Origin of the sequence: [Clostridium] aminophilum, from assembly GCF_900101295.1 — a bacterium.
Classification (GTDB): Bacteria; Bacillota; Clostridia; order Lachnospirales; family Lachnospiraceae; genus Clostridium_R; species Clostridium_R aminophilum_A.
Window position 1 is genome coordinate 39,146 of the sequence record NZ_FOIL01000014.1, and the last position, 22,963, is coordinate 62,108.

19 protein-coding genes and 1 riboswitch are annotated in these 22,963 nt (G+C 52.1%); of the genes, 13 read left to right on the forward strand and 6 right to left on the reverse strand.

Annotation, left to right across the window (positions count from 1 at the left end; genetic code table 11):
• Positions 1-18 precede the first annotated feature (18 nt).
• Positions 19-1,413: a tyrosine-protein phosphatase gene (locus BMW41_RS05465; protein ID WP_074649207.1), complete on the forward strand. Its 1,395-nt coding sequence runs from the start codon at positions 19-21 to the stop codon at positions 1,411-1,413.
• Between the two features lie 347 nt (positions 1,414-1,760).
• Here BMW41_RS05465 and BMW41_RS05470 read toward each other — a convergent pair whose 3' ends face one another.
• The 3 genes from BMW41_RS05470 to BMW41_RS05480 form a co-directional block, all read right to left on the reverse strand.
• Entirely contained in the window at positions 1,761-2,318 is a 558-nt protein-coding gene (locus tag BMW41_RS05470; protein WP_074649208.1) for an ECF transporter S component, read from the reverse strand.
• Between the two features lie 81 nt (positions 2,319-2,399).
• Positions 2,400-3,380 carry a nucleoside hydrolase gene (locus tag BMW41_RS05475; RefSeq protein WP_074649209.1) on the reverse strand — a complete coding sequence of 327 codons (981 nt, stop codon included), beginning with the start codon at positions 3,378-3,380 and terminating at the stop codon, positions 2,400-2,402.
• Positions 3,358-3,792, reverse strand: coding sequence for a hypothetical protein (locus BMW41_RS05480; RefSeq protein ID WP_074649210.1), 435 nt, complete (start codon positions 3,790-3,792; stop codon positions 3,358-3,360). Before BMW41_RS05480 ends, BMW41_RS05475 begins: the two co-directional genes overlap by 23 nt.
• A riboswitch (PreQ1 riboswitch) is annotated at positions 3,790-3,834 on the reverse strand. Its footprint overlaps the gene before it by 3 nt.
• A 518-nt stretch (positions 3,835-4,352) precedes the next feature.
• Between BMW41_RS05480 and BMW41_RS05485 the strand changes: the two genes are divergently transcribed.
• From BMW41_RS05485 to BMW41_RS05520, 8 genes are all read left to right on the forward strand, one after another.
• On the forward strand, positions 4,353-5,348 hold the full coding sequence (locus BMW41_RS05485) for a LacI family DNA-binding transcriptional regulator (protein WP_074649211.1): 996 nt from the start codon (positions 4,353-4,355) through the stop codon (positions 5,346-5,348).
• A 54-nt stretch (positions 5,349-5,402) separates the two neighbouring features.
• Entirely contained in the window at positions 5,403-6,290 is an 888-nt protein-coding gene (rbsK, locus tag BMW41_RS05490; RefSeq protein WP_074649230.1) for a ribokinase, read from the forward strand.
• Positions 6,287-6,700 carry a D-ribose pyranase gene (gene rbsD, locus BMW41_RS05495; protein ID WP_074649212.1) on the forward strand — a complete coding sequence of 138 codons (414 nt, stop codon included), beginning with the start codon at positions 6,287-6,289 and terminating at the stop codon, positions 6,698-6,700. Before rbsK ends, rbsD begins: the two co-directional genes overlap by 4 nt.
• A gap of 37 nt (positions 6,701-6,737) precedes the next feature.
• Positions 6,738-8,222: a sugar ABC transporter ATP-binding protein gene (locus BMW41_RS05500; RefSeq protein ID WP_074649213.1), complete on the forward strand. Its 1,485-nt coding sequence runs from the start codon at positions 6,738-6,740 to the stop codon at positions 8,220-8,222.
• Positions 8,222-9,160, forward strand: coding sequence for an ABC transporter permease (locus BMW41_RS05505; protein ID WP_074649214.1), 939 nt, complete (start codon positions 8,222-8,224; stop codon positions 9,158-9,160). The genes BMW41_RS05500 and BMW41_RS05505 overlap by 1 nt, the downstream gene beginning before the upstream one ends.
• Positions 9,161-9,206: 46 nt before the next feature.
• Positions 9,207-10,208, forward strand: coding sequence for a D-ribose ABC transporter substrate-binding protein (locus BMW41_RS05510; protein ID WP_074649215.1), 1,002 nt, complete (start codon positions 9,207-9,209; stop codon positions 10,206-10,208).
• Between the two features lie 361 nt (positions 10,209-10,569).
• Positions 10,570-12,972, forward strand: a complete 2,403-nt coding sequence (locus BMW41_RS05515) for a putative bifunctional diguanylate cyclase/phosphodiesterase (RefSeq protein ID WP_074649216.1) — start codon at positions 10,570-10,572, stop codon at positions 12,970-12,972.
• 147 nt (positions 12,973-13,119) lie between these two features.
• A complete protein-coding gene (locus BMW41_RS05520) occupies positions 13,120-14,094 on the forward strand; it encodes an NAD(P)H-dependent glycerol-3-phosphate dehydrogenase (RefSeq protein WP_074649217.1) in 975 nt (324 codons plus the stop codon).
• A 313-nt stretch (positions 14,095-14,407) separates the two neighbouring features.
• Here the strand turns inward: BMW41_RS05520 and BMW41_RS05530 are convergent, their stop codons facing one another.
• On the reverse strand, positions 14,408-15,622 hold the full coding sequence (locus BMW41_RS05530) for an EAL domain-containing protein (protein WP_074649219.1): 1,215 nt from the start codon (positions 15,620-15,622) through the stop codon (positions 14,408-14,410).
• 235 nt (positions 15,623-15,857) lie between these two features.
• Positions 15,858-16,433: a bifunctional chorismate mutase/prephenate dehydratase gene (locus tag BMW41_RS05535; protein WP_074649220.1), complete on the reverse strand. Its 576-nt coding sequence runs from the start codon at positions 16,431-16,433 to the stop codon at positions 15,858-15,860.
• Between the two features lie 115 nt (positions 16,434-16,548).
• On the opposite strand from BMW41_RS05535, the gene aroD reads away from it, so the two are divergent.
• Both aroD and aroE read left to right on the forward strand, forming a co-directional pair.
• Positions 16,549-17,337 carry a type I 3-dehydroquinate dehydratase gene (aroD, locus tag BMW41_RS05540; RefSeq protein WP_074649221.1) on the forward strand — a complete coding sequence of 263 codons (789 nt, stop codon included), beginning with the start codon at positions 16,549-16,551 and terminating at the stop codon, positions 17,335-17,337.
• Positions 17,338-17,497: 160 nt separating this feature from the next.
• A complete protein-coding gene (aroE, locus tag BMW41_RS05545) occupies positions 17,498-18,373 on the forward strand; it encodes a shikimate dehydrogenase (protein ID WP_074649222.1) in 876 nt (291 codons plus the stop codon).
• 104 nt (positions 18,374-18,477) lie between these two features.
• On the opposite strand, the gene BMW41_RS05550 is transcribed toward aroE, so the two are convergent.
• The gene (locus tag BMW41_RS05550; protein WP_074649223.1) at positions 18,478-19,053 is read right to left on the reverse strand and encodes a shikimate kinase; all 576 of its coding nucleotides are present in this window, start codon (positions 19,051-19,053) and stop codon (positions 18,478-18,480) included.
• Positions 19,054-19,320: 267 nt separating this feature from the next.
• Between BMW41_RS05550 and BMW41_RS05555 the strand changes: the two genes are divergently transcribed.
• Both BMW41_RS05555 and BMW41_RS05560 read left to right on the forward strand, forming a co-directional pair.
• Complete coding sequence (locus BMW41_RS05555) at positions 19,321-20,352, forward strand: DUF3089 domain-containing protein (RefSeq protein ID WP_074649224.1); 1,032 nt, start codon at positions 19,321-19,323, stop codon at positions 20,350-20,352.
• Between the two features lie 301 nt (positions 20,353-20,653).
• Positions 20,654-22,588 (forward strand): AAA family ATPase, encoded by a 1,935-nt coding sequence (locus tag BMW41_RS05560; protein ID WP_177171170.1) that lies wholly within the window; start codon positions 20,654-20,656, stop codon positions 22,586-22,588.
• Positions 22,589-22,963 lie beyond the last annotated feature (375 nt).

Genomic DNA, 22,963 nt, shown 5'->3' on the forward strand with positions numbered 1-22,963 from the left:
TTTGTTCGGGAGGTGCATATGGAACAGGTTCGTGCTATAAAATGTACAAAAAGATGGAAGGCTCTGCTGACAGTAATTTTTATCATTATTTCCATGGTGATCCTGTCACCGAAGAAGGTCAGTGCTGCGACCGGCAGCATTAATACAACGGCCAGCGTAGCAAACATTCAAAAATACGGAAATGTAGTGCTTGATATCAAGTCCGCGGATCTCCTTTCATCCGGCTACGAGTTCGGCGACATCCTTAATGTCAGCTTTGGGGAGCACAATCTGAAACTCCCTCTTTGCAGCGATTTTTCCGATGTTGATACAGGTGCGGCGGGAATTTTTACGAAACAGGAATATGCCCTTCTTGCGATTAACATGAAGGATTTTGCAACAACTTACGGCATTGCCGTCAAGAATACAGCTGCTGACAATTCGGTATCATGGCAGGCTGCTGACGGTGTGACAGATCAGATCAGGGTGTCTATTTCCCTGGATACAAAAGGCGGATACTACGACGAATATCTCCTGCATCAGTTAAGATACACCGCGAACCGGGAAGATTATCCGAATCTGTCGGATGACCAGTTTGCCAATTTCAGAGAAGTGACAACTACGGGAATCGGAAAAGGGGTACTGTACAGGTCTGCGTCTCCCATCAATCCCATTTTCAACAGAAACACTTATGCGGATGCGGCGATCCGGCAGGCCAAAGTTACAACAATCATGAACCTGGCAGATGATCCGGAAACCGTCGCGTCCTTTCCAAATGTCGATGCAACATACTATTCAAAACAGAATTATATCACCCTGAACATGGGAGTTGATGTTGAGGCAGAGGATTTCGGTGAGAAACTGGCAGAAGGGATCCGGTTCTTCCTGTCAAAGCCCGGGGTATATCTGGTTCATTGTACAGAAGGGAAAGACCGGGCCGGTTTTACCATAGCGGTTTTGGAATGTCTGATGGGAGCCAGTTATGATGAAGTGGCAGCCGATTATATGACCACGTTCTACAATTATTATGGCATTACCGCTGACGATGAACGGTATCATGTCATTCTGGCCAATAATCTCGAAAAGAGTCTGAAACATGTTTTGGGTGTAAATCGTCTCCGTGACACGGATTTGAGCGAAAGAGCGGCGGAATACCTGAAAACCAGCGGACTTACCGATGAAGAAATCAGCCGGCTGAAACAATGTTTGGCGGGAACCGCCGCCGTCCCCGAGGCCACTGAGGGAACGGTGCAGGAGACCGAAGTGACTTACGGTACATACAGAGTAAAAAATGGGGATACTCTCTCGAGAATAGCGAGAGAAAAATATGGGGATTCCAAAAAATGGACGGACATTTTTGCACTCAACAAGGATAGGATTTCCAATCCCAACAGGATCTATATCGGACAGGAATTGAAGCTGGCGATCACGTAACCGCGCCGATTCGGCAAGACACATCATTTTTCTGAACGATTTGAACAAAGTCCGCAAGCGGACTTCGGCTCCCCCATCCCCTCAGTCCTGAGGGGAGCCCCGCGGACTTTGCGCGCCGCCGCTGGTCACCGTTAGGTGACAGCTTCCTTGGCGAAGCTCTTAGCGAGGTCTTTTCGAGCTTAGTGCGTGCCATGGAAATTCACTTAGCGAGGTTTTCTCGAGCTTAGTGAATTTGCTTACAGCGGCGTGCGCATCCTCGCGGAGCGTGTTTGTTTTATGCAGCATGAAATGTTTGGAAAATAAAATTGATGATTGCGTCATAGGATTCGGAACCGGTTACAAGAGTGTTATCCGTTATTCCAATTCGCCCTGAATACCGGCACGCGGAGCACCGCCATGACAGCGTAGAGGGAGATCACGCGGTCCAGAAAATCCGTCAGGATCTGAACTGCAAAGATGGAACCGGTGAGACCGAGGGGCGTGTGGGACAGCGCCTGTACCAGAACCGTCGAGCCGGAAGAGGTTACGCCGCCGAAGAGAACCGCGTTGATGATGGAGCTGACAACGGTTCCCGGAATGGTGATGAGGAATGCGGAGAGCACAAGCTTCCATCCGAAACTGCTGTTGTTCCTGAGGACAATGCCGGCAGTCAGACCGAGAATCATGCCCACCGGCGCAAAATACAGAGAGTAGATGTCTCCGGTCAGCGCCATCAACATTCCGGAGATGAGCGGTGTCAGAAGTCCGGTCACCGGACCGTAAATGCAGGCGATGAGGATGGTTCCCATGGAATCCAGATAGATTGGAAGGCGGAGAAGAAGCGCAAGCTGTCCTCCCGCGTAGTTGATGCAGATTGCGAGGGCGATCAGGCAGATCTCGGCTGCCGCCATTTTACCTTTGTTCATGTTTGAAAATCTCCTGTCTGTTGTTTTCCTTGTTTGCGGTGATAGATGATTTCCGACGGTGTCACGCGGACTGTGTTCTTGTCATACGCCTGTGAATGTCTTCAGCAGCGGAAGTTCCTCCGCATTCTTATGAAGGAGCCTTGTGAAGAACATGGTCCAGAATGCCGGTACATCCACTTGGGTGTAGATGAAGGCGTTGGCCGGTTTCCGGTAGAACTCTTTTTCGTCGACCACGGTCTGACCGATGGCGATGCCGTCGGTGACCACTTCCGTAAATGCCGCAATTCCCTCAGCCATTTCCGGATTGAGGAAGATGGCCACCGCCAGCGGGTCATTGATCACACAGCCGATGATGTGTTCCCATTCCCAGTGAAAATCAAAATAGAATTTTGTGATCCGGCGGACGAAATTCCCGGTTTTCGGGTCGAGCCGTTCCATATAATTCAGCAGATCCGGCGTCAGGACGATCTTTCGCGTGACGTCCAGACCGACCATGCGGATGGTTTTCCCGATTTTGGCCATCTGTGCAAAGACGATTCCCGCGGCATCCGGATCTTCCCAGTAGTTGTACTCGGCCACCGGGGAGCAGTTTCCGTGGCTTTTGAAATTGCCGCCCATAGAGATGATATCGAGGGCGTTTGCAAATGCATCCGGCGCCACCCGGATCAGTTCGGCGAGATTGGTCATGGGGCCGAGGGCGATGACGGAGCAGTCCCCTTCCGAGAGCCTGCGGGCCAGAAATTCGACCGCCGTTTCGGTTTCTTCCGGAAAACCGTTTACATCCGGGAGAAAACTTTCCCCGAGTCCGTCGCTTCCGTGGGTGTCCAGTGCATTCACATACTCCCGGCGAAGCGGTTTTTCCGCGCCGCGGAAGACCGGAATGTCCATCCGGTTCATGAAATGAAGTATTTTCCTGACATTCTGATATCCCATCTCACAGGGACAGTTTCCGGCAACGATGGTGATGCCGGCGACTTCCAGTTCCGGACTTTCCAGTGCCAGCATGATGGCCAGCGCGTCGTCAATTCCCGGATCGCAGTCAATAATCACGTTTCTTTTCATCGTGTTTTACCCATGTAATACTCAGATGTTGTTCAGCCGAATCAGCATAATCTTTCTGCGGAATAACAAAGTCCGCAAGCGGACTTCGGCTTCCCCATCCCCTCAGTCCTGAGGGGAGCCCCGCGGACTTTGCGCGCCGCCGCTGGTCACCGTTAGGTGACAGCTTCCTTACAGCGGCGTGCGCATCCTCGCGGAGCGTTTTTGTTTCACAGGGAATTTCGGAGAAATTTCCTGTGAAATAAAAAAGCTTATGTTCCCTTCCGGAAAACATAAGCAAAGATAAGCAGGACGGGAAAAAAGCCGTTTCTGCCGATTTATTCGCCAGTGACGGGCCAGAGCCGGTGGAACACGGCGCAGACACGCTGTCACGGTTACGGGCGAAATCCATGATGCGGGATTCCACTCGTTTCATTGCATAGTTTTTTATACTGGGAGGGTTTCGAACCAGTGCTCCAAAAGCGTGATTAGTTTACAACAGGTTTTGGGGGAATGCAAGAAAAACCGGCAGCCGGAGAGAATTTCTCCGATTGCAGTCGTCAGCGAAGGCTGCATCGGATGATCTTTGTATGAGAAAAAATATGAAATGTCAATAAATTAACAAACGTGTACGGGATTTTGTACACAAACTTGTGCGCAAGAAAAAGATTGTTAAGAATTCAAAGAAATCTGCCATAAAAATGCACAAAAGAAGGAAAACAAAATGATAACGAATCGACAAAATTACAGCTTTGTCATTCTTTTCCATTGACTTCACGGTTATAGAAGGTATAATACGATTGTTGAAACGCGTTTCATTGACAAGGCGGAATGATTCTTCCGCGGATTTGTCCGGAGATTTCAGTGGATCAAAATGTGACGAACCCGGGCGGGAGGTGAACTTCCGAAAACCGAGCCGGACGAATCAGAGAGGCAGGGATCGGTCTTCGGACAGATGAAAGAGAAGCGTTTCACAAAGGGAAAGCGGGGAATCACATGGCGAGTATTCGGGATGTAGCTCGGCTGGCCGGCGTTTCGCCGTCGACCGTTTCGAGAGTTATGAACGGAACAGCAAACGTAAACGATGAAAAAGTGAAGAGAGTGCAGCAGGCAATTGAGGAAACCGGATTTCGGCCGAATGAGCTGGCCCGGATGCTGTACCGGAAATCTTCCAATATCATCGGCGTCATCGTTCCGAATATCGAAAATCCTTTCTTCAGCGAGATTGCGAGATCCATCGAGGAAGAATCTTATAAACACGGATATCGGATTCTGCTCTGCAGTTCAAATGATGACACGCAGAAAGAGCAGATCAATATTCAGATGCTTGTCCGGATGAAGGCCGACGGCATCATTTTGATGACAAACAGCACCACCGAAGATTACGCGAACATCATTGTGGATGTTCCAGTTGTGGTGGTGGACCGCCGCGTTGTCATGGGCAATGAGGTGGCCTATATTCAGGCGGATCACTATGAGGGCGGCCGTCTTGCGCTGAAGCATCTGGTGGAGTGCGGTTGCAGAAGCATCGTCTGTATGCGCGGTCCGCTGGAACTGACGTCCGGCCGTGACCGGTACCGCGGATATGAAACTGCTGCGAAGGAAAATGACATCCGGATTCAGGTGGTGGATGCCGGCTACAGCTTTAAGGACGGCGACGGGGCGACGGAAAATCTTCTCCGGGATTATCCGGATGTGGACGGGATTATCGCACCGAACGATATGGTTGCATTGGCGGTCTATAAAAATTTGTTCCGCCGCGGCATTCGCGTTCCGGAGGATGTTCAGCTGATCGGCTTTGATGACATTCCGCTGGCGGAACTTCTCACGCCGGAACTGACGACGATCGAGCAGCCGATCCGGACAATGGGACGCATGGCGGTGGAGATTATCGTGAAAAACAGCGCGGGGGAACCCTTTGAAAAAGATAACATACTTCCGGTCAAACTTGTTCGAAGAGAGACAACCGGATGTTTGTCGGAGATGAAATAAGCCTGCGGGCGGAATCATTTCCCGTATAGAAAGAGAAAGCAGGAATAACCTATGATGAAAATTGCAGTTGTAGGAAGCATCAACGTGGACATGACGGTGACGGCAGAGCGGATCCCGAAGAAGGGAGAAACGCTTCGCGGTGACAGCCTTCACTACATTCCGGGCGGCAAGGGCGCAAATCAGGCGGTTGCCATGGCAAAACTCGGCGCGGAGGTCGAGATGTTCGGCCTTGTGGGCGATGACGCGATGGGCGTGAAGATGATTGACAACCTGAAGGCACAGGGGGTCAAATGTGATCACATCGGTACCGTGAAGGGCGAATCCACGGGAACGGCGGTCATCACCGTCGGTGAGAGCGACAACACCATCATTGTGGTGGCCGGCGCAAACGGAAAAGTGGACAAGAATTATATCGACGGTGTAAAAGATGCTCTTCTTGCACAGGATATGGTGGTTCTTCAGCATGAGATCCCGTTGGAGACCGTGGCCTACATTGTGAACCTTATGAGCGAGCACGGGGTTCCGGTGGTTCTGAATCCGGCTCCGGCAGCGAATGTTCCGGCGGAGATCGTGGAGAAGGTAACCTATCTGACTCCGAACGAGCATGAGGCGGTTCTGATTTTCGGTGAGGGAGCATCCACCGAGGAACTTCTGAGAAAGTATCCGGAAAAGCTGATCATCACGCAGGGATCCAGAGGCGTTTCCACCTGCCTTGCGGACGGCACAATTCTGACGGTTCCGGCACGGAAAGTAGAAGTCGTGGATACCACCGGCGCAGGCGACACCTTGAACGGTGCGTTTGCGGTTCGGCGCGCGGCCGGTGATGATATGGAGAAAGCGCTGATTTATGCCAATGCGGCGGCAAGCCTTTCCATCGGAAAGTTCGGCGCCCAGGGCGGCATGCCGACAGCGGAGGAAGTTGAGGAGGTTCTGAACAAATGAAGAGAAACGGAATTCTGAACGCGGACATTTCCCGGGTTCTTTCTTATATGGGACACACCGACACCATCTGCATCGGAGACTGCGGTCTTCCGATTCCGGAGGAAGTGGAGCGGATTGATCTCGCACTGAAGTTCGGTGAGCCGAAGTTTATCGATGTTCTGGAAGAAGTTCTGAAAGACATGAAGGTTGAGAAGATCGTTCTCGCCGAGGAGATCAGGGATCAGAATCCGGAGCAGCTGGAAGCGATCCGGAACCTGTTTGAGCGGTATGAGAAGGGTTTTGATGCCATCGAATTTGTACCGCATGCCGAGCTGAAGAGGCAGACTCTGGACTGCAGAGCCGTGATCCGCAGCGGCGAGACAACACCGTATTCGAATATTATTTTGCAGTCCGGCTGCATTTTCGCTTAAAGAGAGCAGGACTGGATACAGGAAAGGAAGAATTACGATGCAGATTGAAATGCACGGCATTAACAAATCCTTCGGCGGCAATGCCGTACTGAAGGATGCCGGCTTCGTTCTCGCAGACGGTGAGATTCATGCCCTTATGGGGGAAAACGGAGCGGGAAAGTCCACTCTGATGAAGATTCTGACCGGTGTCTACACCAGAGACGCGGGAATCGTCAAAGTGGACGGAAATGAAGTCGTATATAAGAATCCGCAGGAAGCGGAGGCGGCCGGAATCGTCTTTATCCATCAGGAGCTGAATGTCGTATTCGACATGACGGTTGAGGAAAATATGTTCCTCGGGAAAGAGATTCACAACGCTTTCGGCTTCTGTGACCAGAAGGCCATGCGGGCAAAGACAAAGGAGATCCTGGACGGACTCGGCGTGGATATCAATCCGCAGACCGTCATGAGTGATCTTTCCGTCGGACAGCAGCAGATGATCGAGATTGCCAAGGCACTCATGGTCGATGCCAGGGTCATCATCATGGATGAGCCCACGGCAGCACTCAGCCAGAAAGAGACGGCAGTGCTGTTCGAGGTCGCCAGAAACCTTCGGGAAAAGGGCGTTTCGATCGTCTACATTTCCCATCGAATGGAAGAGATCTTTGAACTCTGCGACCGCATCACCGTTCTGCGGGACGGTCAGTATATCGGCACGAAGATGATCAAAGATACCGATATGAATGACATCGTCAAGATGATGATCGGACGTGAGATCGGGGAGCGTTTCCCGGAGAGGGATGTGACCATCGGCGACACCGTGATCGAGGTAAAGAATCTTTCCTGCGGAAAGACTTTCCGGGATGTCAGCTTTAAGGTTCGCGCCGGCGAGGTTCTGGGGGTATCCGGTCTGATGGGCGCGGGGCGCACGGAGATCATGACGGCTATTTTCGGAAACATGCCGAATGTGACCGGTGAGGTCTTCATCGAAGGAAAGAAAGCGGATATCCGCAGTCCGTGGGATGCCATGAATTACGGCATCGGCATGATCACGGAGGATCGTAAGATCGAGGGCCTGATGCTGGACAAGAGCATCCGTGAGAACATCACGATCGCCAATCTGAAGCGCCTTTCGAAGAACGGCGTGATGAATAAAAAGGCAGAAGCGGACCTGGTTGCAGAGGGAATCCGGGAGCTGCACATCAAGTGCACGGGAAGTGAGCATGAAGCGAGCAACCTGTCGGGCGGCAACCAGCAGAAGGTTGTCTTTGCAAAATGGATCTTTACCGAACCGAAGGTGCTGATTCTCGACGAGCCGACCAGAGGTGTGGACATCGGCGCGAAAAAAGAGATCTACAGCATTATCAATGAGCTTGCGGCAAAGGGAGTTGCCATTATCATGGTATCTTCGGAACTTCCGGAGATTCTCGGAATGTCGGATAATATTATGGTCGTTCATGAAGGAAAAGTCAGCGGCTTCATCGGCAAGGCTGACGCGAATCAGATGAATGTCATGACGCTTGCAACAGGAGGAACCCTTTAATGGATAACAAGAAATCACTTATAAAGCTTCAGGATATGGGCGCGCTGATCGCGCTGATCCTTCTCATTGTCGGTATCAGTATCATCAGCCCGCAGTTCCGCACGGTAGACAACTTCCTGTCGCTGCTGCGTCAGTCGTCCATCAACGGATTTATCGCCTTCGGTATGACCGGCGTTATCCTGACCGGCGGCATTGATCTGGGCGTCGGTTCGATTCTGGCACTGACCACCGCGCTGGCGGCGTTCTTTATCAAGGGCGGCATGGCAGTCGGCCTCGCGGTAATTCTGGCACTGGCACTGGGCACGGCCTTCGGCGTAATCAGCGGTATCATGATTACCAAGGGAAAACTTCAGCCGTTCATCGCAACGCTGATTACCATGACGGTATTCCGCGGTCTGACCATGATCTTCATGGACGGCAAGCCGATCTCAAACCTGGGCGACAGCTTTGCGCTGAAGTTTATCGGTAAGGGCAACCTCTTCGGCATTCCGTTCCCGGTTATTCTGTTTATTCTCGTGTTCGGCATTTTCTATTTCCTGCTCCAGAAGACCACCTTCGGACGCAGAATCTACGCCACCGGTTCCAACCCGCAGTCCGCGAAACTGGCCGGCGTCAACATTGACCGCACCAAGATTATGGTATATGCGATTTCCGGATGCATGGCCGCACTTTCCGGCCTGATCCTTCTGTCCAGACTTGGTTCCGCGCAGCCGACCCTCGGGCAGAGTTACGAGATGGATGCCATCGCGGCAACCGCGCTCGGCGGAACCAGCATGAGCGGCGGACGCGGCAAGATCGCCGGCACTTTCATCGGTGTCCTGATCATTGCCGTTCTGAATAACGGTCTGAATATCCTCGGCGTCTCCTCATACTGGCAGGCGGTTGTAAAGGGTATCGTTATTCTCATCGCGGTTCTTTCGGACAGAAAGCGCGGATAATTGGATTGTTCTATAAATTAATTATAAATTAGGAGGAGAACAGAACATGAAACTCAACAAACTTTTCGCAGTAGGAATGGCAGCAATGATGACCATGTCCATGGCAGCTTGCGGCGCAGCAACCGTAGACGGCCAGAAGTCCACAACACAGGCAGCAGCAGAGACAACCGCTGCTGCGTCCGAGGCAGCTTCTGAAGCTTCCAAGGAGTCCGGAGCAGCAGTATCCGGTTCCATCGGACTTTCCGTTTCCACTCTGAACAACCCGTTCTTCGTAACTCTCGAAGAGGGTGCAGAGGCAAAGGCTAAGGAACTCGGCGTTGAGCTGGTTTCCGTAGACGCAGGCGATGATTCCGCAAAGCAGGCAAGCGATATCGAGGACCTTATCTCCAAGAAGGTAAGCGTTCTGATCGTAAACCCGGTTGATTCCGATGCCGTTGCTCCGGCTGTAAAGGATGCAATCGCAGCAGGTATCAAGGTTATCGCGGTTGACCGTGTTGTCAACGGTGTTGACGTAGACTGCTCCATCGCTTCCGATAACGTTGCAGGTGCAGAGTCTGCTACAAAGTTTCTTACAGAGCTTGTAGGAAAAGATGCCAAGGTTGCAGAGCTTCAGGGTACTCCGGGCGCTTCCGCAGCAATCGACCGCGGAACCGGTTTCCACAACATTGCTGACACCAATCTGAAGGTTGTATCCAGCCAGACCGGTAACTTCAACCGTTCTGAGGGTATGACTGTTATGGAGAACATGCTCCAGGCAGATGCTGAGATCAAGGGCGTATTCGCTGCAAACGATGAGATGGCACTCGGCGCAATCGAGGCAATCGGCGACAAGGATATCGCTGTTGTAGGTTTCGATGCTACCGACGACGCTCTGAAGTCCATCCAGGACGGCAAGATGAAGGCTACCATCGCTCAGCAGCCGGACCTCATGGGAGCTACCGCTGTTGATACAGCTGCAAAGCTGATGAACGGCGAGGCAGTTGAGAAGTCCATCCCGGTAGAGGTTACTCTTGTAAGCAAGGATAACGTAAGCAGCTACATCAAATAAGATATCGTTTAAAATGTTATGATGCGGATCATCCGGATCCGCTTATCCGATTCTCTCGGAGTTTATAGGACAATGACAGAAGGGCATCCCGCCGGCGCGCGGGGTGCCCTTTGACGTTGTGCAGGATCCGCCGCCGGATTCTTTAAATGGTATTCGGTCTTTTTGATTGAAATTGTGATTGGGCCGGAAAGAAAAAAAGGGAATCTTCTTATATCGGGGGGCGCAGAACCGATGAATATGTATAGTATGCAGTGAATTGCTTGGGAGAAACAGAAAACGATCAGATTTCATTGGTGGCCCAGACATGAGTTCCGGCGAGTTCCGTTCAAGCCGGCTCCTGCTTTGGCCCGGAGAAAAAACTATGGAAGAGTTGTATCAGTTCCGCCCCTCCGACCGGAAGGTATATGAGGAGGCGGTTATTCCGTTTGCCGTATATCAGTACTGTAATGGTAAAATTCATGTTCTTTTCGTCACGCGGGGGCTCTGTGAGCTGACGCGGATGTCGAGAGAAGAACTCATGGACCGGCTGGAAAATGATATGTATGCGAATGTTCATCCGCAGGACGCATATGTCATTGCCCAGGCGTCGCTTCGCTTTGCAACGGAAGGCGGAGAATACGATGTGGTCTACCGTGAAAAGTTTTCTTTTTCGGAAGAGTATCAGGTTCTTCATGCGGTGGGGGCCCATGTCCGCACGCCGGAGGGAACGGTTCTCGGCGTAGTTCGATACAACAATATCACCCGGGCGATCACTTCCACGGAAAACGTAAAAAAGGTTTTCAACTCATCGCTGGAAGATTTTTACAATCTGGATCCACAGGCGACCTGTATTGTGACCCGGGACCGGTCCCAGGTTCTGTATGCCAATATTGCGTTTACGCAGATTCTTCCGCCGGTCAAGGGATATGACAGCGGTGTGAATTTCTGGGAGTATTTTTTTGGAAAAAAATCCCCGGGAAAAGAGGGGTATTTCCGTTCGGTCTGCGGAAAAGGCCCGCAGATCGCCACCGAGATTGCTGCCGGCCGTCCGATTGTTCTCAATGTCAGGGAAGCCGTCTGGGCGGGAGAGGAAGCCTTTGTCATCCGGGCAGACGAATTGGACAACGTCTACATCGACCAGCTGACCGGTTTGGTCAATCAGGCGTATTTTGAACTGAAAGCCGGTGAAAGGATTGCAATTCTCCGTGGCAGCGGTGAGATACCGGTCTGTCTGTTTTACGACATCAATGAGATGAAACTTTATAATGCCAAGAACGGATTTCAGGACGGAGATGAGCTTTTAAGGAGAGTTGGAGAGGTTCTGCGGAAGGTGTACGGAGATGCGCTGATCGCGAGACTTTCCGACGATCATTATGCGATCGTCACGTCGGAAAACGGACTGGAGGACAAAATGATGTCCGCCGCCCCGATGGCGGCGCAGTTGGACCGTGTCGTCAAGATTGTGATTAAGGCCGGGGTCCGGAGAATTCTTCCGGACGAGGAGATCGATATCTCAATGATTCTGGATCAGGCAAAAACCGCGTGTGATCTGATCCACGGAGACGTCACCCGCACCTATCAGTATTACGATGCGGAAATTGAACGGACACTTCAGGACCGGAAATACATTGTCGATCATATCGATGATGCGATTGCAAACGGTGAGATTGAGGTGTTTTATCAGCCGCAGATCCGGACCCTGAGCCGTGAACTGTGCGGATTTGAGGCACTGGCCCGATGGCACAGCGCAGAACTCGGATTCCTTCCGCCCTATCGGTTTATTCCGGCGCTGGAGCGCTCCCACCTGATTCACCGGCTGGACTGTGAAGTGATCCGTCAGATCTGCTGTCGGTATCAGGCGACTGTGAGAGAAGGAGGAACACCGGTTCCGGTGTCTTTCAACCTGTCACGGCTGGACTTTCAGATGTGTGATATGTTCCGGTTTATTCTGGAGACAACGGATCAATACGGCGTGCCGCACGAGATGCTCCATGTGGAGATCACGGAGACGTTGCTCGCATCGAACGACGAGATCATCCGGGAGGCGATCCAAAAGTTTCACGGCGCCGGTTTTCAGGTGCGGATGGATGATTTCGGAAGCGGTTATTCGTCGCTGAATGTGCTGAAAGATTATGATTTTGATCAGCTGAAGATCGATATGGTCTTCCTTTCGAAGTTTAATGAGAGATCCCGGAGAATCATCGAATCCATTGTCCAGATGGCAAAATACATCGGAATCCACACCCTAGCGGAAGGCGTGGAGACGGAGGAACAGTTTGAATTCCTGAACCGCATCGGCTGCGAGGAGGTTCAGGGGTATTATTTCGGCCGGCCGATGCCCTACGAGGAGATCATGGAACACCTTCGGGAACTTGGAATCGGGCCGGAGAGCCGGGAAGACGCCGAATACCTGACCGGCGCGGGACTCCGGATGGTTCACAACGAAGAGGCGTATGCCATCATGGAAGATGACGGCATAAAATTCCGCTATGTAACCATGAACGATGAGTATCTGATCGCGCTCCGCGACATCGGGGAACACTCCATCGATTCGGTTCTCGCACGGATCAACCAATACACCAACACCTTCCGCGAGCTGATCCGGAAGGCGGAGGAAAACGGCGGGAAGACGAATTTTACCTTCCGGCATCGGGAGTATTATCTGGGGATTGCGCTTCAGATTTTGAACCGCCGGAAGAATAAGACCCTTGTGAAACTGACGATGTCCGGCACGGTCTTTGGAAAAATGACGCGTGATGTGGTCGGTGCGGAAGAAGGCGCATAATAGAATTCGAAAGAAAACACAAACATTTTCCTGACTCCTGCTTTTTCGTGGTATAATAAACAGGCTTGAGCGCAAAAACTCCCGCAGCGGCAGCAGACGGGAGACCGGGCGCCCGGGCAGATTGCTGCAGTGAAATGGAGAAACAGAATGCGAAAAATCGGAGTTTTGGGAGCCGGTGCATGGGGACTTGCCCTTGCGGACCTTCTCTCGGAAAACGGAAATGATGTGATACTGTGGTCGTCCAGCGCCCTGAAAGCGGAGAATCTCAAGCGGGAGCGTCCGGCCGGTGCGCCGAAACTGCAGATCACAGCGGATCTGAAAGAGGCGACAGCAGACCGGCAGATCGTTCTGTTTGTGGTCTCGTCCGTTTATGTGAGAAGCGTGGCAGCGCAGATTCGTCCTTTTATCCGGCCGGATCAGATTATCGTCAGTGCGGTAAAGGGCGTGGAGGCCGATACGCTGTATACCATGACGGATATTCTGCGGGAGGAACTCGGGAACGTTCCGATCGTCGCGCTGTCCGGTCCGACGCTGGCTGCGGAAGTGGTCATGCGCCATCCGACGACAATTCTCTCGGCCAGTGATGATCCGGAAGCGGCGGAGATCGTTCAGGATGCGGTTATGTGCGACAGTATGCGGGCTTACACCAGCGATGATGTCAAAGGCGTGGAGCTTTGCGGCGCACTGAAAAATGTCATCGCCCTTGCCACCGGTATCTCCGACGGTCTTGGCTTCGGTTTCAACGCCCGCGCGGCGCTCATCACCCGGGGACTGGCCGAGATGATCCGTCTCGGAAAAGCCATGGGATGCCATGAGGCAACGTTTGCGGGACTGGCGGGTCTCGGGGATCTTGTGGCGACGGCGACCAGTACTCTCAGCCGAAATTACCGCTGCGGACATTTTATCGGAAAAGAGGGATATGCGCCGGAGACTGCGATCGCGAAAGTCGGTCAGGTCGTTGAGGGCGTCAACATGCTTCCGGCTGCCATGAAACTGGCTGAGCGGTATCAGGTGGAGATGCCCATCGCCCGTGCGGTCAACTCCATCATCAAAGAGGGAGCGGATCCGAAAGAGACGGTATCGGAGCTGATGCATCGGAGAAAAAAAGCAGAGACGGAGTAAAGAGAGCGAAACAGGACGGAAAACGCGGCAGCGCGCATCCGGTGAAAAAGGGCAAAACGCGGCAGCGCGCATCCGGGAAAAAGGTTAAACGCGGCAGCGCGCATCCGGAAAAAAAAGTTAAATGCGGCATCGTGCAGTCCAAAGACAAAGCAGATAAAAGATGCAAAACAGGCAGTCCCGTGGGGGACTGCCTGTTTTGCGGTGTGCACCGTCCGCGGTTTTCCACGGGAATGAAGGTGTGCCGAAGCCTGCCTGCGGACGGTATATTTATCCTGCGGCGGCACACAGATCCGGCCCGCCGCAGGGAAGCGTATTATGAGTGAAACTGCTGCGGAAACACCACCTTGAATGAGATGGCACCCCGTGAGGGATCCTCGTCGATGGCGTAGAGCCAGCCCATGACTTTGACGCCGTTCAGCTCGTCCACGAACATTTCCCAGGAGTGATTTCTCCGGCTTGTCTCCACAATGGAGCGAACGACCGGACCGGCTTCCGCCGCCCAGAGTTTGCGGAAAGAGGAGTTGGAAAAACAGTCTTTCCTGACGCCGTGACCAGCCATGAATTCCAGAAACTCATCGTTTGAAAAGAGGAGACGGAAGTCCGTGTCCGTCAGTTCAAGCGTGGCCTGCGCCGGAATTTTCATATAGCGGGCCAGCTCCTCCGGCATGGTGGCCGGACCGGGCTCCTTGAAACGTATGGAATCGTAATACTGGGCCTCCTGTTTTTTTTCACCCGAAAAAAACGGGAAGTCCGGGTTGACCTTTGCCTGATGCTTGTAATATGCGATGGGCGCCGGCTTCTGAAACAGAAATCCCTGCATGCGGTCGCAGGACAGCTTCTTCAGAAAATTGACGTGCTCGAGGTTTTCCACCCCTTCCACAAGCGTCATAATATGAAGATCCTGGGCCATAGAGAGTACGTGACCCAGAACAGTTGCGGATTTCCCACCGGAATGAAAGGATTTCAGAAAGCACATGTCGGATTTGATCAGATCAAAGTCATACTGTGACAAGGCGTTCAAAGAGGAGTACCCGCTCCCGAAGTCGTCCATCCATACCGAGAAACCCGCATTATGGAACTTGCGGATTGCATCCTTGAGGACCGCCGGCGAATCCACGCAGGCGCTCTCGGTGATCTCAAAGATGATTTTGTCGTGCGGAACCTGAGAGAGATTTACCAAAACAATCAGCCGGTCGACGACGGATTCATCCTTAAAATCTGTCTGTGACAGATTGACGGAGATCGGCGGCACATCGCGGCCCTCGATCATGAGCTTCTGAATGTCCGTGAGGACGTTGCACAGCATCATTTCGTCCAGCTGCGCGTTCATATTCAGTTCTTCAAGGATCGGGATAAACTCCGTCGGATGCACAAGACCAAGCTGGGGACTTCGCCAGCGGGCCAATGCCTCATAATTGCTTACCGCTCCGCTGACAGTCCGTACAATCGGCTGATACCACGCTTCAAATTCGCGATTTTTCAGCGCTTCTGAGATATTCTCACGTATCCATTGCTGTCGGTTTTCCATATCTTACTCCACCCAAAAGACCCATTACATCAGTGTGTAATTAATCAGTTATAGTATTATAACATGGTCATGATCATATTTCATCAGGTTGATAAAATAATATAAACTATTTTATCAATTTGCATTATCTGAGTAATGGTGATTCAATGGTTTTGACGGAAAAAGATGGAGTTTAGCGGGTTACAACAAATGTTTTGTGTTTTCCTTATTAAGAGAACAATTTGAAACAACACAATTATTCGGAAACTTTAAGGATACGGAAGGCCCGGCACTCCTCGGAGAGCTGAAACATCAGTTTTTTCATCCGGGTGTCCTTCAGGCTGCCGAGGACCGTGAGCGAAAATGTGACAGTTCCGGCTTCCTCATTTTCCTCGGTCAGCTCCATTTTCTCCATATTGTATCCGTAATCGCCGATCATGGAGAGAACCTCGGACATGGCGTTCGGCCGGTTTTCGCGGGTGACGGTCAGTGTGACGCGGCGGCAGGAATCCGGAATCGTAAGGCTGTGCAGCAGCGGCAGAAAGACGGTCTCCTCCCCGTTCCAATCATAGAGAAGACCGTACTGGTACATGCGGCTTCCTTCCATGATTTTGCGGATAATGGCAATGTACTGAGCTCTGCGGTCCTCCGGAACAGAAGCGGAGAGCTGTTCGATAATTGTTTTTTCACGGTCAGCGCGATATACCTCCGTGCTGTGGTCCGCGTATTTCGCCTCTGCGACGTGGTAGGCGCAGTCCATCCGTTTCATCAGCAATTCGCGGATCTGCGGGTCAATCTGGTCAATGCGTTCTCTAATTTCATCGAGTGTCATAGAAACCTCCCGTAAAAAATTTGACATTTTAAAAGATTGTGCTACAATACTTTCATGCTTTTATACTTTAAATCAAAAACGAAAGAAAAGCAATGCCGGGAAAGGAGATTTCGGAATGAATACAGTCAGAATCGGTGAAGTCGAAGTCGGAAAAGGGATGCCGAAGGTTATTGTTCCGATTGTCGCAAAGACGCGGGAGGGAATTCTGGATAAAGCGAGGGAGATCCGCAGTGTTGCTCCGGGCACGGTCGATATGGTGGAATGGCGGGCCGATTTCTATGATGAGGTCACGGATGTGGAGAAGACAGCGGAGACAGGAAGACTGCTTCGTGAAATCCTGAAGGAGATCCCGTTTCTCTTTACATTCCGGACCGCCCGTGAGGGAGGCGAAAAAGAGATTCCGGCAGAACTCTATACGAAACTGAATCAGGCGATGGCGGAGCGGGGCGGCGCCTCCTGCGTGGATGTGGAGATGTTCTCGGACGAGGAGACGGTGAAAGAAAACCTTCGGAACATTCACGCGTGCGGGATTCCGGTGATCGGATCCAGACACAGTTTTACGGAGACACCGGCGGCAGAGGTCATGGTCCGTGAACTGCGGAAAATGCAGGATCTCGGTGCGGATATCCTGAAGATTGCCGTGATGCCGAAAAGCCGGAAGGATGTTGCGGTACTTCTGAGTGCCACTGCGGACATGTGTGAGAATTATGCGGATCGGCCTCTCATCACGATGAGCATGGGACCTTACGGCATGATCTCAAGAATTTCCGGCGAGGTGTTCGGAAGTTCCATGACGTTCGGGGCACTGGGTGAGGTTTCCGCTCCGGGGCAGCTTCCGGTATCGGCACTCAATACGGCGCTCCGGCTGGTTCATGACGAGCTGATCGTTCGCCAGATCAAGTGATCCGCCGGCGGAGTGAGAAAAACCGGAGAGCAGCCAGACTGCCGTATGGGGAAGACACAGGCAGGACGTGAAACGAAGACATCATCGATGCGCCGGATCGGATGGAACAGAACATGCGGCCGGCAGATGAGCCAAAAACCGGAAAAAGAGGAGAAATAAAATGGAAGAACTGCAGAAACTCCCGATTTCGGGACACACGGATACCTACTGCCTGATCGGAGATCCGGTGGCACACAGCATCAGCCCGGCCATGCACAACCTGTCATTCCGGATGAACGGAATCGATGCCCGTTATGTGGCCTTTCAGGTCCGCTCCGAACATCTGGCAGAAGCGGTGCAGGGAATGCGGTATCTCGGCATCCGCGGGTGGAATATCACCATGCCGCACAAATGCCGCATGGCAGAGCTGTGCGACCGGCTGGAAATGGCGGGAGAGATTGCGGGAGCCGTCAACACCGTAAAAAATGTGGACGGCGTGCTTACCGGAACGACCACTGACGGCACCGGCTGGGTTGAGAGTGCACGGGATTCCGGACATGATCCGACCGGACGCCGTATTGTCCAGCTGGGGGCGGGCGGCGCAGGCGGCGCGATTCTCGTTCAGGCGGCGATCGACGGAGCAAAGCATATCGATGTGTTTAAAAGGGTCAATGCGAAAAGTGCGGATGCCCAGAGAATGGTGGATCAGCTGAACGAAAAGACATCCTGCGAGGTGGAACTTCATGATCTGCGGGATCTGCGCACGCTTCACGCGTGTCTTGCCGATGCGGATATTCTTCTCAACACGACGCTGATCGGAATGAGCGGAACGCCGGGATGTCTGATTCCGGATGATTCCTTTTTCCACGAGGGACTGGCCGTGTCGGATATCATCTATGAGCCTCGAGAGACAGAGCTACTGCGGAGAGCCAAGGCGGCGGGATGCGAGACCTTCAATGGAATGTATATGCTGTTGTATCAGGGCGCTGCCTCCTTCCGGATCTGGACCGGAACCGACATGCCGGTGGATGCGGTAAAGAAAGCGGTTTTTTCATAAAAGAAGAAAGAAAGAAAAAATAAAGTCCTGCCGGGATTCCCTTACGTTATAAGAGAATCCCGGCAGGACTTTTTCGGACCTTCTTCTGTCAGGAATGCGGGAGATCATTGAATGCGGGCGGCATTCTGCAGGATCTCTCTACAGATCTCCGGAATGGATTTGCCGTCGGTATCAACGATGATATCGGCGGCGTTTTTATACTGGGTTTCCCGTTCCGCCATCATGGACGCGATGTCGGCGGTATTCTTATGACCGCGCAGTTTCGGGCGGGTGTCATCATCTTTCAGCCGGAAAAGGACGGTTTTCGGGCGGGCAGAGAGCAGAACGACACGGCTGATCCGCTTCAGGATTTCCACGTTGCGGTGACGCAGAACGGCGCCGCCGCCGCAGGAGATGACCGTGTTCTGACGTCCCTCGTAAGAGCCAAGAGTCTGTGTTTCGAGGTCGCGGAAATGTTCTTCTCCGTATTGTTCGAAAATCTCGTTGATGCGCATGCCGGTTTTTCGCTCAATGTCGGCGTCCGCGTCCACTACGTCCATGCCGTAGATGTGGGAGAGTGCGTTGCAGACGGTGGTCTTTCCCGTTCCCATGAAACCGATCAGAGCGATGTTCCCGGAAAAAGACAAATCATCATATTTTCTATCATATTTTGCGTTTGAAATAATATTCTGATTCTCCATCACAGTACCTCATCTGCGGCCAAATTAATGGCAAAAATTACTTTAATGCTTTGAAGAGATAGCGGTAAAAACCGTATGCTGAAATTATAGATTCTTTCGATCAATTCGTCAACTTCTTTCTGCAGAAGTCATTCATTGGAACGATAGGTATGTTTATGTTTTATATTACGGAAAATTGCAAAAAAATTGTTAATAAGTATTAAGATTTAACTGGTTTGACCGATATAGTTTACATAAACATAACGAAGGTTATGCGGGGAGGAAACAATGAAAAAGGAAAAGAAACTGGCGATTATGCTGACAGCAGCGATTGTGATCTGTGCCGCGGTGATATTTGCACTGAAACCGCACGCAAAAAGCATCGGAGTTGAGTATACGGATCAGCATAACTGGATGTATTACGGCGCAGAACTTGCAGATGCGGGGAAGAAAGCAGGACCGTCCGTAGGAAGAGCAGGGAGAGATGTTGATGTCTTTTTTATTGCACCGACATCGACACTGGACGGGACAAATGCCGACATCACGGACGGAAAGACGAGAGCAGCGATTCTGAATGCCACCAATATGGAAATCGGAATCTATTGTGATAATGCTCTGGTTTACGCTCCGTATTATCGAATGGCGACTCTCGCCGATTACGACAAGGGCGGGAAAGAACTGGAGGACGCTCTGGATCTCGCTTACATCGATGTGAAGACGGCATTTGACCATTATCTCACGGACAGAAATCATGACCGGCCGATTCTTCTTGCCGGGTTTTCTCAGGGGGCGGATATGATTTACCGCCTTATGGAAGATGAGTTTACTGACGAAGAAATGCAGCAGAAACTGGTTGCCGCTTATGCGATCGGCTGGCCGTGCACGCAGGAGATGACGGAAAAATATCCGCAGCTGCGCATGGCGGAAGCGGAGGACGATACCGGCGTGATTGTCAGCTTCGAGTGTGAGTCGGAGCGTCTGGATGACTCGTTGATTGTACCGAAAGGCGTGAGAATGCTTTCCATCAATCCGCTCAACTGGACGACCACACCGGAGAAGGCAGACAAGGAGCTGAACCGGGGATTTGTCTATGTGGACGGCAGTTCTTACACCGTAAAGTCGGAGATTCCGAATTTCTGCGGCGGATACATCGATGAGACAAGAGGAACCCTGAAGGTTCCGGAACTGAGGGAGGACGATTATCCGTCCAGACTTTCGTTCCTGAAGGACGGGAGCTACCACATTTACGACTATCAGTTTTTTTACAGAAACCTGCAGGAAAATGCAGCAAAGCGGATTTCAGCTTACTGGAGCCGCTGATGCGGATCTTCTGAAAATGATCGGGACACACAACTGCTTCGCGAGTTTCGATCGAACGGCGGCAGCCGACAAGGCCTTGTGCAGGCACGGTCTTAGCCATCTGCCAGCGTATATCAAAAAATAATAGTTTTTATTATTTTTTAATCGTTGGAACACTGTTTATTCAAATTGCTGTGGGATAATGATCGATATCAGAAGAGTTCGCAAGGATTACGGCAGTAAACAATGCGGATGATTTTTCCGGAGAGGCCGGACATCTGCTGACCTTTACAGAAAATGGAGGACCGGCATGAACAGATGGATGAGATCAATATTGGCAATGATGACAGCGGCAGGGCTGAGTCTTATGCCCTGTATGGGCGTGATGTCGTACGCGGAGGACTCGGTGAAGGAAGCCGCTGCGGCAGAGGACGCAAAAGAGAGTGCGCTTTTCAGCGGTTTTGCCTCAGCGACCGAGAATGATATCAAGGGAAAGATCGATGAGGGCGGAAGGATCCGTTCCGCGGCATACGACGCATCGGAAAAACAGTATTACGTCATGTTTGAGGACGGAAGCCAGTATAAGGTTGTGAGCAGTGACAGCAGCTTCCTGAACTACCTCAAAGTGATGGGAGCGGAGGTGCAGCAGCTTTCCGTTGGCCAGGAAGTGGCCCGCGCAGATTCGGGCGCCAAGATCGGTCAGGCGTCTCTGATCTTCGTAATGGTCGGTATTGCCGGATTCGCCATTTTCATGTACAGCCGTTCCAAAAAAGAAAAAGCACTTGCGACCAACTCTAAGGAGGAGGAGCGCAAATCAAAGATCCGGGCTCAGAACACGGGCGTCCGTTTTGAGGACGTTGAGGGCGTCGACGAGCTGAAGCAGGATGTCTTCCGCATCGTGGACTGTCTGAAAAATCCGGAGAAGTATAAAGCAATCGGCGCAAGAATCCCGAAGGGCATCATTCTCTACGGACCTCCGGGAACCGGTAAAACCCTTCTGGCAAAGGCCATCGCGGGAGAGGCCGGCGTTCCGTTCTATACGGCCGTCGGATCGGATTTCATCGAGAAATACGTCGGAGTCGGCGCATCGAGAATCCGGGACCTTTACAAGACAGCGAGAAAAACAGCCCCCTGTATCGTCTTCATCGATGAGGTGGATGCGATCGCCGGCGATCGCGATGCGATGAACAATCAGGAGTATTCCGCAACCGTCAATGCGCTTCTCTCGGAACTCGACGGATTCGATTCATCGGAAAATGTGGTCACCATCTGTGCGACAAACCACCTGGAATCGCTGGACCCGGCGTTCCAGCGCTCGGGACGTTTTGATCTGAAACTTGCAGTCGGACTTCCGGATCGGAAAGCGCGCCGCCGCATTATCGACATCCACGGACGGAACAAGAAGTTCTCGAGAGACATTGATCTGGATGATCTTGCGGTGAGAACTGCGGGATTCAGCGGAGCGGATATCGAGGCGATACTGAATGAGAGTGCGGTCATCGCGGCCGGCACCAACAAGCCGTATATCACAAATCAGGACATTGAGGATGCGTTTTTCAAGATTCTCATGAAAGGCAATAAAAAGAAACGCGAGAAGATTCACGAGATCAACCGCGTGGTGGCGTGGCATGAGTCCGGACACACACTGGCAACCAAGCTTCTGACCAGAGACAGCGTGCCGTCGGTTACCATCATCGGAAGTTCCTCCGGCGCGGGGGGCGTGACCTTCCGTGTTCCGGATGAAGAAGAGCAGCTGAAGAGCCGCAAAGATATCGAGAATATGATCCGCGTCATGTATGCGGGACGTGCGGCAGAGGAAATCTATTACGGCGATCAGGACAAGATTACCATCGGCGCTTCTCAGGATATCAAACAGGCAACTTCGGTGATCCGCGATTATCTGGCGGTTTACGGACTTGGAAAAGGCGGAATGGTCGATATCGCCCAGTTCCGGCCGAATGATTACTCCTTCATTCTGGATGAGGCCAGAGAGATGGCCCAGAGGCTTTATAAGGAGACGGTGGAAATCCTTGCCGAGCAGAAAGAAACGCTCCGCAAGATCGCGGAGTCACTTCTGGAGAAGGAGACACTGCGTGAATGGGAAATTGACGATATTATCGCCGGACGCACCAATCCGCCCAGTGACCGGAACGGAAGACGGTCTTCCATGGAAAACGGTGCAGTGGAAGCGGTGGCTTACACCATGCCGGAGGAGACTTCGGAGAGCGTGATCCTCCCGTTTAAGAGCAATGCATGATAAACAAGACCGATAGAGATAAAAGACAGGGTTTCCGGCTGAATCAGCCGGAAACCCTGTCTTTTTACGGTGCGCCCGGCGGCGCACGTTTCTAACGGGTGAAAGTCCCGAATCCGCCCGGTAGTGGGAAGGATACAGCCGAAGGCAAGGGTGTCCGCCGCGAGGCGGGATCTGAAGGAAGCCGGATGTGGGAACAGACTAACCACGGGCAAACCTCTGGCCTGACGAACAGAAACCACATATGAGGTCACGCATGAGGGTAAGACTGCCGTACAAGCCAAAGCCCAATAACTACACGGAATCATGCGGGATAGATGAGGCAGGTAGATGGAGGGAAAGAAACGTGTCGGTACCCGGGGAGATCTGCATGGAACG